The sequence below is a fragment of the uncultured Muribaculum sp. genome, from assembly GCF_910583865.1.
Classification (GTDB): domain Bacteria; phylum Bacteroidota; class Bacteroidia; order Bacteroidales; family Muribaculaceae; genus Muribaculum.
Genome location: NZ_CAJTYX010000017.1, coordinates 48,055 through 64,286 on the forward strand (window position 1 = coordinate 48,055; position 16,232 = coordinate 64,286).

General features: G+C 54.3%; 10 protein-coding genes and 1 tRNA gene. 8 read left to right on the forward strand and 3 right to left on the reverse strand.

Going from position 1 to position 16,232, the window contains the following annotated elements; translation table 11 throughout:
- Window positions 1-96: 96 nt before the first annotated feature.
- On the forward strand, window positions 97-3,237 hold the full coding sequence (locus QZ303_RS05550; RefSeq protein WP_295730298.1) for a DEAD/DEAH box helicase: 3,141 nt from the start codon (window positions 97-99) through the stop codon (window positions 3,235-3,237).
- A gap of 13 nt (window positions 3,238-3,250) precedes the next feature.
- Window positions 3,251-5,125 (forward strand): hypothetical protein, encoded by a 1,875-nt coding sequence (locus tag QZ303_RS05555; RefSeq protein ID WP_295730300.1) that lies wholly within the window; start codon window positions 3,251-3,253, stop codon window positions 5,123-5,125.
- On the opposite strand, the gene QZ303_RS05560 is transcribed toward QZ303_RS05555, so the two are convergent.
- Window positions 5,099-7,093: a KUP/HAK/KT family potassium transporter gene (locus tag QZ303_RS05560; RefSeq protein ID WP_295730303.1), complete on the reverse strand. Its 1,995-nt coding sequence runs from the start codon at window positions 7,091-7,093 to the stop codon at window positions 5,099-5,101. The genes QZ303_RS05555 and QZ303_RS05560 overlap by 27 nt on opposite strands.
- Window positions 7,094-7,293: 200 nt before the next feature.
- Here QZ303_RS05560 and QZ303_RS05565 point away from each other — a divergent pair, with 200 nt between their 5' ends.
- Window positions 7,294-8,718, forward strand: a complete 1,425-nt coding sequence (locus QZ303_RS05565; protein ID WP_295730333.1) for a sialate O-acetylesterase — start codon at window positions 7,294-7,296, stop codon at window positions 8,716-8,718.
- 771 nt (window positions 8,719-9,489) lie between these two features.
- Here QZ303_RS05565 and QZ303_RS05570 read toward each other — a convergent pair.
- Window positions 9,490-10,497, reverse strand: a complete 1,008-nt coding sequence (locus tag QZ303_RS05570) for an aldo/keto reductase (protein WP_295730306.1) — start codon at window positions 10,495-10,497, stop codon at window positions 9,490-9,492.
- Between the two features lie 13 nt (window positions 10,498-10,510).
- Window positions 10,511-13,501, reverse strand: a complete 2,991-nt coding sequence (locus tag QZ303_RS05575; protein WP_295730309.1) for a tetratricopeptide repeat protein — start codon at window positions 13,499-13,501, stop codon at window positions 10,511-10,513.
- Between the two features lie 212 nt (window positions 13,502-13,713).
- Between QZ303_RS05575 and QZ303_RS05580 the strand changes: the two genes are divergently transcribed.
- The 5 genes from QZ303_RS05580 (at window position 13,714) to QZ303_RS05600 (ending at window position 16,095) form a co-directional block, all read left to right on the forward strand.
- Window positions 13,714-14,322: a DJ-1/PfpI family protein gene (locus QZ303_RS05580; protein WP_295730312.1), complete on the forward strand. Its 609-nt coding sequence runs from the start codon at window positions 13,714-13,716 to the stop codon at window positions 14,320-14,322.
- Window positions 14,323-14,324: 2 nt separating this feature from the next.
- A complete protein-coding gene (locus QZ303_RS05585; RefSeq protein ID WP_295730315.1) occupies window positions 14,325-14,639 on the forward strand; it encodes a transcriptional regulator in 315 nt (104 codons plus the stop codon).
- Window positions 14,640-14,665: 26 nt separating this feature from the next.
- Entirely contained in the window at window positions 14,666-15,163 is a 498-nt protein-coding gene (locus QZ303_RS05590) for a hypothetical protein (RefSeq protein ID WP_295730318.1), read from the forward strand.
- Entirely contained in the window at window positions 15,151-15,705 is a 555-nt protein-coding gene (locus QZ303_RS05595) for a GrpB family protein (RefSeq protein ID WP_295730320.1), read from the forward strand. Before QZ303_RS05590 ends, QZ303_RS05595 begins: the two co-directional genes overlap by 13 nt.
- Window positions 15,706-16,022: 317 nt before the next feature.
- Window positions 16,023-16,095, forward strand: a tRNA-Lys gene (locus QZ303_RS05600).
- Window positions 16,096-16,232: the final 137 nt, after the last annotated feature.

Here is a 16,232-nt window from a genome sequence, read left to right on the forward strand (position 1 = left end):
GTGTCTTTTAATTGTGAATATTGAATATTTTGTTAAGGGATTTTGGCGGGGAATTGTTATATTTGCAGTTTGCTAACTGTGAAAAAAGAGTTGAAATTGGCTGAGAAAAATAAGAAGGCAATGTCATTTGACGGGGTAGTGTCGTCAGATGACGCGTCGATGCTTCATGGCAGTGCGGTGTCTGACGATAGTCGTAAGGCCGCTGATACGGCAATGTCCGGCAATGTAGTGACAGCCGCCGGTGATACGGCGTCAGGGATTGGCGGCTATAACGGAGTGTCGGAGGGCGCGGTGTCGGGCGGCCTTGCGTCAAGGCTTTCGGGACTGAAGCCGGTTAGGAGGATTGTGCGGTCGGGCATGGGAGGAAGCGATGAATTCCGGTTCCGCATAAGCATCGCGCGCGGCAATGGTGACGCGGCTTCCGAAGCGTATCTTTCGGTTGTCGACAATGCCGGCAATGAGACCATTCCGGATCGTGGACGAGTGTCGGCGGCGGCCGGACGGCTTTTGGACGCAATGGCAGAGGTGCGTTCCGGCTCCGGGTTCATGCTCGGCTGGGAGGGCGTCGACAACAACATGAGCCTTACGCGCTACCCTATGCTCGGCCAACTGCTGATGGAGTGCAACAATATAGAGGTGGATGGAAGAGGGCCTGTCGCTGTCCGCAGGGATATGTGGCGGCTCAGGCTGACACTCGACCGGGTAAAAGGGGAGGACGGGGCCACGTTACGCTTCGAGCCTGTATTGACGATGCTGTCGGACGGCGGCGAGGAGCCGGGCGACGATGCAGGGATGTCACGCGGGGTCAGGCCGGAAATGATACTGTCGAGGCAAATCGTGCTTGACGGCAACGAACTGTGCGGCGTGGCCGACCTCGGGGAAAATTTCAATGCTACAGGCATGTTTCTTGACCGCATACCTGCCGCCGGCCTCAACCAGTGGCTGAGCCTGTTTTTCACATACATCGACAATGTGGAGGTGTGGCTCGACGGACGACCTGTGGAATGGGGCAGCCATGAGGTCGGCTACGTGCCCGCAATAGTGTTTACAAAGGTCGATGCCGACCGCTCGCTCAACATGGAGGTCGCACGCGTGCTCCCGGGGATAGACTTCAACCTCCAGAGACGGCTGCAGCTCACGGCGGTGGCCGTGGATGATGCCGACGGCCGTCCGATGATATGCCGCACGCTCCCCTATGCGCGCCATGAAGCGGAAGCCGATGCCGACGATGTGGATGGCAAGCTGCGATATTATACACCGAGCCGCGCCGCCTACAAGAACGTGTACCGCGACGGGACGTTTTTCATCGTGCCGCCTGAAATCGCCGGCCCGTTTCTGCTTCACGGGCTTCCGTCGCTGCTGCGTGATTTCAGCCTCATAGGTTCGGAGAAGCTGCGCGAATACAAGATACAGCCCGTGTTCCCGAAGATAAAGGTGCGCATGTCGTCGGGGATAAATTTTCTCGACACGGAGGCCTCCGTAAGCGTAGGCGACGAGAAGATTGGTCTGCCCGAGCTGCTCAACCAGTATCGTGAGCAGCGCTTCGTGATGCTTTCCGACGGGAACCGTGGAATACTTGACGACCGCTATATGCGCCGTCTACAGAGGATATTCAAGGTAGAGGGGAAAGGGGATGAGGCTGCGGTAAAAGTGTCGTATTTCGACATCCCAGAGATAGAGGCTCTCCTACAGGAAGGGGTCGAGGGGGAGGCTCCACAGCATTACCGTGAATTTCTTGAAGGGTTCAATGCCCTTGGCTCCAGAGCATTGCCGTTGACCCGGCTGAATGCCGAGCTGCGCCCCTATCAGCTCGAAGGCGTGAAATGGATGGCCTATCTGGGCGAGAACGGCATGGGCGGGTGTCTGGCCGATGACATGGGCCTTGGTAAGACAGTGCAGACGATAGCCCTTCTCACGATGGTCTACGGGACATCGCATCCGGAGGATGCACCACGCCGTCGAGGCCGCCCGCGCAAGCAGGGGGGAGCGAGGACGGAGGCGGAACGCAATGTGGCACCATCGCTTTTAGTCATGCCGAAGAGCCTTATATTCAACTGGGAGAGTGAGATAAAACGATTCGCGCCTTGGCTCAGGACCTATACCTACTATGCCGCCGAGCGTGATATCGACGAGGCATGCAAGGCCGATGTGGTGATCACCACCTACGGGATGCTGCGAAACGACATCGACACGTTGCGCCGCTGCCGTTGGGAGTATGTGGTGCTCGACGAGTCGCAGAATATAAAGAACATGGATTCGCAGACGGCCAAGGCGGCATCTATACTCAAGGCCAACCATCGCCTGGCTTTGAGCGGCACCCCGATGGAAAACAATATAATGGAACTTTATTCGCTGTTCCGTTTCCTCAATCCGGGGATGCTCGGCGATCCCGCCGATTTCAGCCGCCGTTATGCCGTGCCTATAGAGAACGAGGCTGACGCCGACGCCATGACGGCCCTGCGGCGCAAGATATATCCCTTCATGCTGCGCAGGCTCAAGCGTGATGTGCTAACCGAGCTTCCCGACCTGACGGAGCAGACCATCTATACCGAGATGGAGCCTGCCCACGCGCGTTTCTACGAGGAGCGCCGCCTCTATTATCAAGGGCTTATAAACAAGTCGATAGAGCAGGATGGGGTGCAGAAGAGCCAGTTCGTCATATTCCAGGCCTTGAGCGAGCTGCGGCGCATAGCATCCATACCCAACGTGCTCACCGACGGCACGGTGACGTCGCCTAAGCTTGATCCGCTCGTGGAGACCATCTCGGAAGCAGCCGCCAACGGGCATAAGAGCGTGGTGTTTTTCAACTTCATAGCCGGCATAGAGCTGGTGGGCGAGCGTCTGGAGCGCCTGGGCATCGACTATGCCACCATGACCGGCTCGACCGGCGACCGGCGCAGTGTGATAAGGCGCTTCCAGACCGATCCGGAGTGCCGTGTACTGCTGCTCACGCTCAAGGTGGGAGGCGTGGGACTGAATCTTACCGCCGCCGACACGGTGTTCATCTACGAACCGTGGTGGAATCGCGCGGCAGAGAAGCAGGCCATCGACCGCCTTCACCGCATGGGGCAGAAGATGAAGGTCACGTCTTACTCTATGATAACGCGCAATACTATCGAGGAGCGCATACGCCAGCTCCAGGAACGCAAGGCGGAACTTTTCGACGGCCTTGTCTCGGCTGACCCGACCCTCTCGAAGCAGATATCGCAGGAGGACATAAATTTCATACTCTCATAAATCCGGACACAGAATGGCACGATACAGAGATACGCAGAAGGCAGTGCTGCCGTTACCCGCTATTGAGAAAATCATATATGCGGGGAAGAAGGAGTATGTCGATCCTGTGATTGAGGAACTGATGCATTATCGCACGGGCTATCCGTCGCGACTGCTTCATTTCGTATTCATCGATTCGGGACTCTCGGCGCCGAAAGTCGACTGGAGCGCCTATGGCGCCGAACCGCTGTTTACTGACGAGCAGTTGTGGAGGGTGGCATGCGGAGCTGAAAAGGAGAGCAAGATCGTGATGGGGGCGTTGGCCGTGTTCCTTTCGGACGTGCGCAATATCCGGTGGCTGGTGGGAAAGCTTACCGACAAGGAGCGTTCCTTGTGGCGCAAGTGTCTGATCGACGGTAGTGTGAAAGAGCACGAGGTGCGTGCCGCGTTCAAGGTTGGCGGTTCGTCGGAAACTTTTGTCGACAACGCGCGCTATTCGTGGATGTATCCCACGGCATGGTCGGTGCAACAGTCGCGCTGGAGCTGGGGGGCACGCAAGCCTGAACTTGAGTTTGTGATAGACGGTGTCATACGCCCGTATCTCGCTGCGGTGTTTTTTCCCGAGGCGTCGGACTTTCCCCGGCTTGAGACGCTTCCCGAGGGGTTGTCGGCATTCGGCGACGAGGATGGTGCGATCCGTGGAGTAGCCCGCTATGAGGCGATGGCAGGCGCCGGAATGTTCGACTCCACCTCGTCCAATGTCACCATGGCTGTCATTCGCAAGGTGTCAGCCGCTATTGAGCTTAAGGAATTTTTCCCGGAAGATGCCGGCAACAAGTACAAGGCCATGGCACGCGGCCGTATCGTGGCGAATCTTCTCACATGCCTGCGCGATGCCTCCACGCTGTCGTCGATGTCGGGTGCGGAGCGTTGGCGGTATGCCGTCAATAATGTCTATGTCACAGTGCCTGATATTGTAAGGCGGGCTCTTATGCCTCAGGTTAGGGGGAAATTCGCCCATACGCCGTTTGACTATTCCGCGTATGACATCGTAAAGACCGTGATGCGCATGATCGGGCGCCATTCGGACGGAGAACTCTGGGTGGAAGCCAAGGGATTCATCAATTTCTTCAAACTCCTTTACGGAAACCAGGCCGATGTGATGCTGATCGACAATTACGGTTTTGACCGGTGTGACATAAATGTCAAGTCGGGAACGGACGGCAAGCTGCACCGTGTGGCTCTTGACGAGAGGTTCGCGTATCTGATCGTGCCGTTGATCCAGGGGACGGTGTTCATGCTTGCCGCGGCGGGGTGTCTGGAGGTGGCGTATGACAGCCGCGAACCGGTGAGCTGTAGTCCGTTCGGAGGGCTGGTGTACTGGCGTCTTACCCGTCTGGGGCGTTTCGTGCTCGGTCTTGACGACCGTTACGAGAACACTGTGGAGATATCGTCGGTGAATGATTTCGTGCTTGATGACAGTCATCTGGTAATTACCGTGAGCAACGGCAATACCTCCATGCGCGGGCTTCTCGACCGCTTCGCCAAGCCGGTCTCGGCCAACCGCTATGCCGTCACCCCCTCCACTTTTTTGCGCCATTGCCGTGACATCGCCGACATAAACCGCACTATAGGGCTGATATATAATTTCGTGTGTACGGATCCTCCGAAGATATGGCTTGAATTCTTCGAGGAGATGAAGCGGCGCGCCTCGGCTGTTAGCGAGGACCGGTCGGATTATATCGTGTACAGGATAAATTCGGCAGACAAGGAGCTGCAAAGATATCTTGCGATGAGTCCGGAGATGCGCGACGTAGCCATATGCGCGCAGGGCTTCCGCGTGCTGGTCGACATGGAGAAGGACTCCCGGTTCAGGGAGCTGCTACTGGCGCGCGGTTATCTGCTGTGAGCGCCGGATGCGGCGTCCTGACGGCGGGGATATGATGAGCGGCACGCTTTCCATCACCACCCCGGACGTGTCGAGTCCCATTGCTTTCAGGTCGCTGATGCCTATATGGCGCAGGCGGTCGTGCATGCGCATAAGCATGGTCGCTATGCGAGGGCATGAGTTTTCTTCTGAAAAGAGCCGGTTGATGATTATGAAGCGGAAGTCGCCCGGCACGCCGTGGCGTCGGAGCGACGGATAGGTGGAGATGAGGTCTATTCTCCGTTCGGCGACAAGGTCCTCGACAATCTGTCGAAGGTAAAGGCTTATTTTCGGCTCTACGCGGAATCCCACCGTTAAGGTGATGAAGAACATGGTGGACGGAATCAGCTCCTCGATGGCGTAGTCGAGCACGCGCGGATCGTCGGATTTCTCGATATGGATTATCCAATAGTGGTCGGCTCTCTTGGGCTGCCGGCTCACTATTGAGTAAAGTAGCTTGTTCTCAAGCTTGCCTGAGTCGGATGACCGGCTGAAATAGACTATGTTGGAGGCGTAGAGCGGCACTTCCGTGTCGTTTTTCAGGTCGGCGATGAGTCCAAGCTTGCTCTCCACGTCGTTGAACTCGATGTAGGAGTCGCGGATGCGGGTGGAATTGTACCATATGGCCATCACGATGCCCACCATTCCGGCGATAAGGATGGTGAACCATCCGCCATGGGCGAACTTCATGACGTTTGCGGCGAAAAACAGGGTCTCCAGAGCGCCGAAGAATATGGTGAACAGCAGGCATACCCACAGGGCATGTCCTTTATGGCGCAGATATATGGCAAGCAGCACGGTGGTCATCAGCATGGTCACGGTGATTGCCAGACCGTAGGCGGCTTCCATATGGCTTGAGTCGCGGAAGATGAGTACGGTGACGAGGCATCCGGCAAGGAGCAGCCAGTTGACCGAGGGTATGTATAGCTGTCCTTTTCTGTCGGAGGGATATTTTATCCTTAACCTCGGCCAGAAATCGAGATTGATGGCCTCTGAAAAAATCGTGAAGGAACCGCTCAGAAGTGCCTGGCTCGCTATGATGGCCGCTCCTGCCGACATGACTATGCCTATGGGTGTGAACCATGTCGGCATTATTCCATAGAACGGATTGACATTTCCGGCATCTCCTCCTGCAATCAGCCACGCTCCCTGACCGAGATAGTTTGCTATGAGTGACAGCTTGACGAATATCCAGCTGACGGATATGTTCCATCGCCCGCAGTGGCCGAGGTCGGAGTAGAGGGCTTCGGCACCGGTGGTGCACAGGAACACGGCTCCGAGTATGAGGAACCATTGGGGGTAGTGGGCGAGCAGGTTTATGGCATACCAGGGATTGAACGCGGCGAGTATGCGCGGAGCGTGGTGGAGGTTGCTTATGCCGAGCAGGGCGAGCATCATGAACCATGCGAGCATGAACGGGCCGAATATGCGCCCGATCTTGCCGGTGCCTGACTGCTGCAGGATGAATATACCGATTATGATGAGCACCGATAGCGGGAGTACGGGCATGTCGGGGGCTATGATTTCCAATCCTTCGATGGCCGAGGTCACGGTGATGGCCGGAGTTATCACTCCGTCGGCAATAAGGGCCGCCGCGCCGATGGCCCCTACCAGATACAGATGCCTGCGCGGGATGTGCCTGAGGAGGGAGAAGAGGGCGAGTATCCCACCCTCGCCGTTGTTGTCGGCACGAAGGGCAATGATGACATATTTTACTGTGGTCTGTAGGGTCAGCACCCATATCACGCACGATACGGCGCCTATTATGTAGTCGGGAGTGAAATGGGGGTTCACTCCCGTGATAGCTTTCATTACGTAGAGCGGCGATGTGCCTATGTCGCCGAACACTATGCCTACGGCTACGAGCAGTCCCATCGCCGAGAATCCCTTCAGGGACTTTTGTACGGAGCGATTGCAGGCTTTTGATGCGGAATCGGGCTTCGACTTCATATGATGAACTGATGGTGTTGTTGATAGTGTGATGTCTCTTGATTAACAATGAAGATGTTTGGTTGGTTTTGTCTTGGATTTGTGGGATGGAAAGTCTACATTTGCATAAATGTAATTTCAACTTCCGAAAACAGTTATTGAAAATGGAGATCAGAACAGGTTTTATAGGCCTATTAGGTCGTGTCGCACTGTGTGCGGCCATGGGAGTCGCCGGATCATCGACATGGATGTCGGCGCGAGTGACGCTTCCCCACGTGTTGTCGGACGGGATGGTGCTTCAGCAGCGTACTGACGTGAAGCTGTGGGGCAAGGGCATCCCCGGCGACAAGGTGACTGCCGTCCCGACGTGGAACGGTGTGCGGAGCGAGGCCAAAGTGGGCAATGACTCCCTATGGAGCATGGAGATAGTGACACCTTCAGCCGGAGGACCTTATGATATAAGGATTTCCGATGGCGACGGAAGTCCGGTAGTGCTTAAGGACGTGCTTGTGGGTGAGGTGTGGTTCTGCGCGGGACAGTCCAACATGGAGATGCCCATGAAGGGATTCGACCGTCAGCCGCTGAAAGGTATGAACGGCGTGATAGCCAAGGCGAAGCCTACAACGCCGGTGCGTGTATTTACTACGGACAGCCGGAAAGGCCACTGGGTGCGCACATCGGCCAAGACCGCGCAGACAGACGTCGGTGGCGAATGGTGGGACAACACCCCTGAGAATGTTGCCAACACAAGCGCCGTGGCCTACCTGTTCGCCCGGTATATCAATGAGGTGCTCGACGTGCCGGTGGGCATAATAGTGTCGAGCCTCGGTGGCAGCCGTATAGAGCCTTGGATGTCGCGTGAGGCGATGGCGGAATTTCCCGGATATAGTTACGATCATCTTAAAGAGGACGCCAAGGAGAACGCCTGGAATGATCCGTGCCTGCTGTTCAACGGCAAGGTGTCGCCGTTCACATCATTCCCGGTGAGAGGTTTCCTATGGTATCAGGGCGAGAGCAACCGACACAATGCTGACATGTACGACCGATTGATGGCTGCGATGGTGAAAGACTGGCGTGCCCGTTGGGGCGGCGGCGAGTCCATGCCGTTCTATTTCGTGGAGATAGCCCCGTTCAGATATGAAGGAGAGGATGGCGTGTCGGCGGCCAAGCTGCGTGAGGCACAGGCGAATGCCTTGAGGCTGATTCCGAACAGCGGTATCGCGTCGACTCTCGATGCCGGCAACTATAATTTTATCCATCCCGTGGATAAGGATACGCCTGCGGAGCGCCTGGCGTGGCTTGCTTTGACCGATACTTACGGAATGAAAGGGTTCGGCGCTCATTCTCCCCGCTATGAGTCGATGGAAGTGAAAGATGGGAAGATCTATATCAACGTGACCGATGCGCCTTCCGGGCTTTGCCCGATGTGGACGTCGCTTACGGGATTTGAGATAGCCGGTGCCGACAAAAAATTTTATCCGGCATTTGCCGAAATCGAGGAAAAGACATGCCGTCTGGCTGTGAGCTCCAAGGATGTGCCGGAGCCTGTGGCGGTAAGATATTGCTACAAGAATGTGCCCGAGCCTTCGGTGTACAATGTGGCCGGATTGCCATTGCTTCCCTTCCGTACGGATGAGGGAGATTAATTGGTCGTTTTTGAACAGGGCTGACAGACGATATACGGACAATATACATATATTCACATTAGCACACCAATTTTAACGCTATTGGTGTGCTAATTTTATATTGCTGGCAATCAATTGATTGATGGAATTTTTATGTTAAAAAACATAGTTTTGTTGCATGTTTTCGGGATTTTCATCTAACTTTGCAGTGTGTTTAAGCGTATATAAAAGTGAAAACGCCGGAGAGCCGGCAAGTAAATTGTTTTAGGTCGGAGCGCTTCACTGCCGCTCCGGGAAATTTAAAATTTTAATGGTATGAACAAGATGATCAAATTTTTCAAAGAAGAGGTAAGTGCTTATACTCGTCATCTTGGTGCCCACAACTACTTCCGCGTGACGGGAGACTGCACCCCGATGATCTCGGAGCGTAACTAAGGGCATTTGAATTGTCTCCCACAGAGGTGGGGACATTGTAGCGGCAGGATATTCAGAGCCGCAAGAACATGTAGTCTGACAAGAAGTATAATCCGGAGTAGGAGCCGGGATGTGGATGCCGCCGCCGGCGTGTGTCTGCCGATCGGCGATGACTCCCCCAAAAAGTCAGTGTTATGTTGAATATTTTTAAGAAGGTGTTCCGTTGGTATTTCGAGAATGCCGCCGAGATGTATAAGTAAACAATACTCTCGAATTCTACAGTAAGAAACAGGGGAGCCGAAAGGCTCCCCACAGAGAATCGTGAATGAATCACGATTTTTTTATGCCGTTATGTGAAGGTCGCGGACGTGTGTCATCCTATCCGATGGCATTGTCGATAAGCGATAATTCCTCGGCGGTGAATTTTGGCGCACGTATGGCCTTGATTGTATCGGCGAGCTGGTCGATTGAGCTGCATCCGGCAATCACGGAGGTGACACGGGTGTCGGCGAGCACCCATGACACGGCCATTTGGGCGAGTGTCTGGCCTCGCGATGAGGCTATCTCGTCGAGCTGGCGTGTGCGGCGTATGACCTCGGGGGTGATGTTGTCGGCTTTCAGAAAGCGTCCCTGCGCTGCGCGGGAGCCAGCCGGAACGCCATGAAGGTAGCGGTCGGTCAGGAGTCCCTGGGCAAGAGGGGAGAATGCTATGAATCCCGTGCCGGCATCGTGGACGGCATCGATCACGCCTGAATATACGGGCGCCCGGTCGAGCATGTTGAGCCGGTCCTGGAATATCAGGCAATGGGCGTCGCGGCGGTCGAGATAGTCGAAAGCGGCTTTGGCGGCATCGAGAGGCCAACGCGATATGCCGATATACAGGGCTTTCCCGGAGCGCACGATGTCGACAAGCGCCTGCAAGGTTTCTTCAATCGGGGTTGCAGGGTCGAAACGGTGGATGTAGAAGATGTCGACATACTCGAGATTCATGCGCCGGAGACTCTGGTCGAGAGAGGCAATGAGGTATTTGCGTGATCCCCAGTTGCCATACGGGCCTGGCCACATGTCGTAGCCGGCTTTAGTGGATATAAGCATTTCGTCGCGATATGGGCGGAAGTCGGTGCGGAAGATTTCACCGAAGGTCTGTTCGGCCGATCCGTAGGGAGGACCGTAGTTGTTGGCGAGGTCGAAGTGGGTTATACCATGGTCGAAAGCATAGCGCAGGATGTCGCGGGAACGTTGCAGGGGGTTGACGGCTCCGAAATTGTGCCATAGGCCGAGAGAGATTTCCGGGAGCAGGATGCCGCTGCGTCCGGAACGGCGATACTGCATTTGGTTATCGGAATCGTAGCGGTCGGGTGCCGGGTTGTAGGGTGGAGGTGTCATGAGGTGTCGGAGATTATTTGTTGAGACGGGAGTCAATCATCTGGAATATGTCGGCTTCGGAGCCCGGATAGTTTTCGCGCAGGCTCTTGAGGTATTCGTCTGCCTCGAACGTGTTGCCCTGGCTGCGTGATATGTCACTGAGAAGTATGTAGCCGCGTGCTATCCAATACTGATGTGGCGTGTTGGAGTCGATGAGGGCATTGACAGTACGTCGTGCCTGCTTTGTCTTTCCCTCTTTGAACTGCCGGTCGGCCAGGTGGAAGGCCGACATGGCGCCGTAGAGGTCATCGGTGTCGGCGGCGAGTTTTTCCCATTCGGCGGCTGCTTGCTTCGTGTCGCCCTGGCGGGCAAGGGCGTATGCGCGTGAATAGAGCACCTCGGTGCGTCGGTCGGTGGAGAGTGCGGATGATGACAGTAGTGCGTCGGCGGCGGCTATCACGTCGGCATGCCGTCCGAGGTCGCGCGACACGCGCATTATGCCGATGCGTGCCGACTGGAGGTTGCGTGCGCCCGACGCGCTTGCTTCAAGTGTGCGGAATGTTGTGAGGGCCTTTTCCGCATCCCCCTGTTCAAGTTCTACATCCCCTTTTATGGCAAGAGCCTCTTCGGAGTATTCGGAATGGGGGAAACGGTCGGAAAGAGTGGTGGCATAGTCGAGGGCTTTGGCATGGTCGCCTTTCTCGAACGCCGATGTGGCAAGATATCCGAGGGCCTGTGGAACCGACTGTCCTGCCGGGAATTGCTCGACATACTTCTCCAGTCTGTGTGTGGCTCCGGAGGTGAGATAGTCTTTCTCGGCAGATTGGAATGTGAGGTGGTCGATCTCATCGGTGTCGAGACGCGGGGCATCGGGAACGGTGGCTATGAACGACGCATACATGTCGAGGTTGCCTTCGTCTGCGAGGATGCGTTTGAGGTCGTCGGATGCGATGCGTGCTTCGTCGGAGGTGGGATAGGAGGATATGACTTTCTTGTAAGTGTCGATGGCTTGTGAGGTCCGGCCGAGCGAGATCTGTGTGATGGCCATCTGTAGATAACCGTTGCGTCCCTGTGAGGTGGCGGGGTATCTTGCGGTCAGATTGGAGTAGACGCTTAGGGCATCGTCGGGGCGGTTTACGGCCAGAAGGCTCTCTGCCTTTTCAAGGAGGGCCGAGGCAATCAGTCCGGAGGTTGGATAACGCTGCATCATGCTGTCAAGGATGTCGATCTTTTCGGCGTGCGCACCTGTGATGCCGCGCATGATGGCTTTTTGGAAAAGTGGATAGTCACCGGATGAGGGGTAGGTGGCGAGGGCTTTGTCGTAGAATCCGGCGGCGGTGTTGAAGTCGGAATTGTAATAATAGCAGTCGGCCATGCGGCTGTAGGCATCGGCGAGAATGCGCGGTTCGGGGGCATCGGCTGCCGGCGTGGATGTGACTTTCTTGAAGTCGGCGAGGGCGTCGTTGTATCTGTGTTGGGCGAACCGAGTGTAGGCGAGGTCGTAGAGTGCTATCGTGCGGTTGGGCGATGATTTGGGTGCGGTTCGGAGGTAGGCGTTGAAGGCGTCGGCGGCCTGTGGGTATTTCCCGAGGCGGTAGAGGCAGTCGCCGATCCAAAGGTCGGTCTCGGCGCCCATCTCCTTGTTGGCAGCTGAGGCGAGGCTCTTTGATTCGCGGAACCGCTGCAGTGCATTGTCGACATGGTTTGCGGCGAGATCGCGTGAGCCGAGGATGTATAGCACGCGCTGCTTTGCGGCAAGAATTGCCGGTGACGGATTTGCCATGGCGTTGATAGAGGCGAGCGCACGGTCGTAGTCGTTGTCGGTCATGTAGCCTGTGACGAGGTATTGCTGCACTTGTGGGGCGAACCTTGAGTTCGGATATGTGCGGAGGAAATCTTCCATCAGTGCGACAGAGCTTCCGAAGGGTGTGCGTCCGCCTTCCATTCGTGTGACGGCATAGTTGTAGAATGCGGTTTCCCGCACCGAGGGGTCGTAGTCAAGCTTGTAGGCTTTTTCGAGGGCCATAAGGGCCGCGTCCATGTTGCCTTGTTGCAGTGAGGCTTGTCCGATGTAGAGGTAGGCTGACTGTCCGATGGCATCGGCTTGTCGGGTGACCGGTGTTAGCAGCCGCACGGCTTTGTCGAGGTCGCCCTGCTGGTAGGCGTTTATGCCGAGGATGTAGAGGGCCGACGGTTCGGCCCGGTCGATAGTCGTTGAGGCGAGGTAACGGTCGAGGTATCCGGTAGCTTCGGCGGTTTCACCTGAATGGTAGAGCGATTCCCCGGCTATTCGTAGCATTTCCGGGGCGTAGGTGGAGTCGGGATAGTCGCGTAGTGCCTGTCGGGCCATTGAGAGTGCCCGGTCGTAGTTGTTTTCTTTGAACGCGATCTGGGTGAGGTAGTACGGGGTCTGGTCGCCGGGCGCGGAGTAGTGGTTGACGGTGTCGAATAGCCGTTTTGCTTCAGTATAGTCTCCCGTGGAATAATGGAGGTAGCCTTGATAGAACTTTGCTGCGTTGGAATAGAGGGGGGATGAGGACAGAGTGGCGAAGCCGGCGAGGGCCTTGGCGGTATGGCCCAGCATCATATGGCAATAGGCTTTGCGATAGGCAAGGTCATCGGCAAGGGACAAATCGGGTGAGGAGGGGTTGATGCCGTCGTATATGTCGAGCGCTGCGGTGTATTTCGCCTGATAGAAATCGCAATCGCCTAAGGCTACCCGTGCTTTAAGTGTGGATGAGGTTGCCGGGTAGTCCTCCAGATATCCGATCAATAGCTGACGTGCTTGGTCGATGTTGCCGTCGCGCAGTGTGGCGATGGCTTTTATCCAGGCTGCGTCAGAGGCTTGACGTGGAGATGGCGTGGATTTTTCGGCGATGGCGGCCTGGTCGATGGCACCTTGTGTGAAGTCGTTGCGTAGCAGCATGATGCCTCGCTGAAGGCATCCGCCGGCGAATGGCGAGTTTATTTCTGCCGATATGGTCATGGTCGCCGAGAGGAACAGTATTGGAAGGATTTTCTTCATTATCTTGGAGGATGTTATTGATGCCGGAAGCCGGTTTCTTAGTTACAAAAGTACGAAAAATATTCAGCATTAGGCCGCTGGGCGGGAATTTATATCTACTTTTGCAGTTGTGCCGGCAGTGTGGGTTAGCTATATCCTGAAATTTCCGGTAGCCGGACATTGCGTAATCACAATTTTGTTTTTAAACAACCTCTGAATAACCTCATACGATTATGAACAACGAAATACTGTATATTCTTTTGCCGGATTATGCCGCGCATGAGGCGGTGTATCTTTCGCAGGCCATTGCGTCGGATGAATTTGCCCTGAAGGAGCGACCGAAGTATGTCAACAAGGTCGTGGCACCGACCATGGATCCTGTCATGTCCATAGGCGGATTCCGTACTCTGCCTGATTATTCATTTGATAATATGCCGGAGGATTATGCCGCACTGGTGCTTATCGGCGGTTTCGGCTGGAGTACTTCGGTGGCGGAGCGTGTCGTGCCGATTGTAAGGCGTGGCATAGAGGCCGGTAGGATTGTCGGTGCGATCTGCAACGGGGCTTCGTTTATGGCAAAATATGGGTTTCTCAACGCTGTGAGGCATACGGGCAACGGCGCGGAACAACTGAAATCATGGGGCGGCGGTAATTACACCAACGATGCCGGCTATGTGAACGCTCAGGCTGTCAGTGACAATAGGATCGTGACAGCAAACGGTTCGGCTACGCTTGAGTTTGCCAGAGAATTGCTTCTGCTGCTTGAAAATGACACTCCCGAGCGCATTGAGATGTACTATCAGTTTAATAAGCAGGGTTTCTGCAACTTGTTTCCGGTATAGAAATGGCCTGCACGATAGGTTTTATAGAAGCTTTGTGTGAAACGCTCAGTCCGCTTGGAGTGGTACGGAGTCGCAAGATGATGGGCGATTACGTTGTCTATCTCGACGAGAAGTGTATAATTACCGCTTGCGATAATGTCGCTTATATAAAGAAACTGCCTTGTATCGCCGATATGATGGCTGACGCGGAGGTGGGCAGGCCTTACGAAGGCGCGAAAGAGGCATATATCCTTGACTTTGCGGATACAAGAAGGACTCTGGAAGTAATCGGGAGGCTTTGGAGGGATCTGCCGTTCCCGAAATCGAAAAAGAAATGACGGGATGCCAGGCATATTGATGGATTATGATGAAAAGGGTGATTGTGATAGGTTGCCCCGGCGCGGGTAAAAGTACATTTTCACGGAGGCTTTCAGTGAAAACCGGCCTGCCGCTACATTATCTTGACATGATATGGCATTTGCCGGACAGGACTACCCTCGAAAGGGATGAATTTATAAGACGTCTGGAAGTGATAATGGATGAAAAGGAGTGGATTGTCGATGGGAATTATCTTCATTCGCTTCCGATAAGATTGAATCGCTGCGATACCGTTTTCTTTTTTGACCTGCCAACGGACGTGTGTCTTGCCGGTGCGGAAGAACGTCTGGGCACGGCGCGTGAGGATATGCCTTGGACGGATGATGTGATGGATCCGGAATTCCGGCAATGGATTGTCGATTTTCAGACGCGGCAAGCTCCGGTCATACGTATGTTGCTCGACGAGTATAAGGATCGGGTCGATGTGGTTGTGTTTCATTCAAGAGAAGAAGCCGACGGTTTCCTTGGGCTATGGACGAGATGAACAGGAGACTGGAGGACATGTCGTTGGAAGAGCTGTGGGAAATGTTCCCTATAGTTCTGGCTGCACATGACCGGCAGTGGGAGGTGTGGGCCAAAGAGGAAATGGATGGTCTGGTAGGAGTGTTGGCGCGGTACTCTCCGACTATCAGCCATATCGGAAGCACGGCGATTCATGATATAGAGGCCAAGCCGATAATCGATATACTTGTTGAGATTTCTGCGGATGTGGATTGGCGGGGTGTGAGGGGAGAGATGGAGGCGGCAGGATATATATGCATGTCATCTTCAGCAAACCGCATGAGTTTCAACAAGGGTTATACTCTTGATGGATATGCTGAAAGGGTATTCCATATACATTTCCATGCCGTTGGCGATAATGATGAGATTGTCTTTCGGGATTATCTAAACAGTCATCAGGCAATAGCGCGTGAATATGAGGCATTGAAGCGGGGGCTATTGCCGCGATATCGAAATGACAGGGACGGCTATACTGAGGCAAAATCGGGGTTCATCAAAAAAATACTTGATATTGCACAAATGTAATGGACATGAATAATGTGAAAGAACCTATAGATTTATGTCTTGTGTGATTGGGATGTAACGAGGCTTCTGTCGCTGCATTTTAAGATGTTATGTCTCTGTGGCTGGCCCGGTGATTGGAACTGGTAATTGATCCGGATGAATCTTGACGTAAATTTTTGTGAAAAAACTTGATGAAAATTTTGTCAATAAAAAAATAACGCTTAACTTTGCATCGCAATTGAGAAAAACGACTCGCAGATACAGAGTTGGACAAGTTAAATAATAAAGATTATTTGAATATTCAGTTGCATAAAATTACTACTTAATAAGTATTTTAAGACTCCGTAGCTCAGTTGGTAGAGCAAATGACTCTTAATCATTGGGTCGAGAGTTCGAGCCTCTCCGGGGTCACAATTGAAAATGGCAAAATGCCGCAAAGCACTGAAATCACTTGATTTTCAGTGCTTTTTATTTTTGTCAAAATTTCAGAATGGCGCAGAATACAGAGGTTGTGAGTGAGTCATTAGTGAGTACTCACGTTTGTGAGT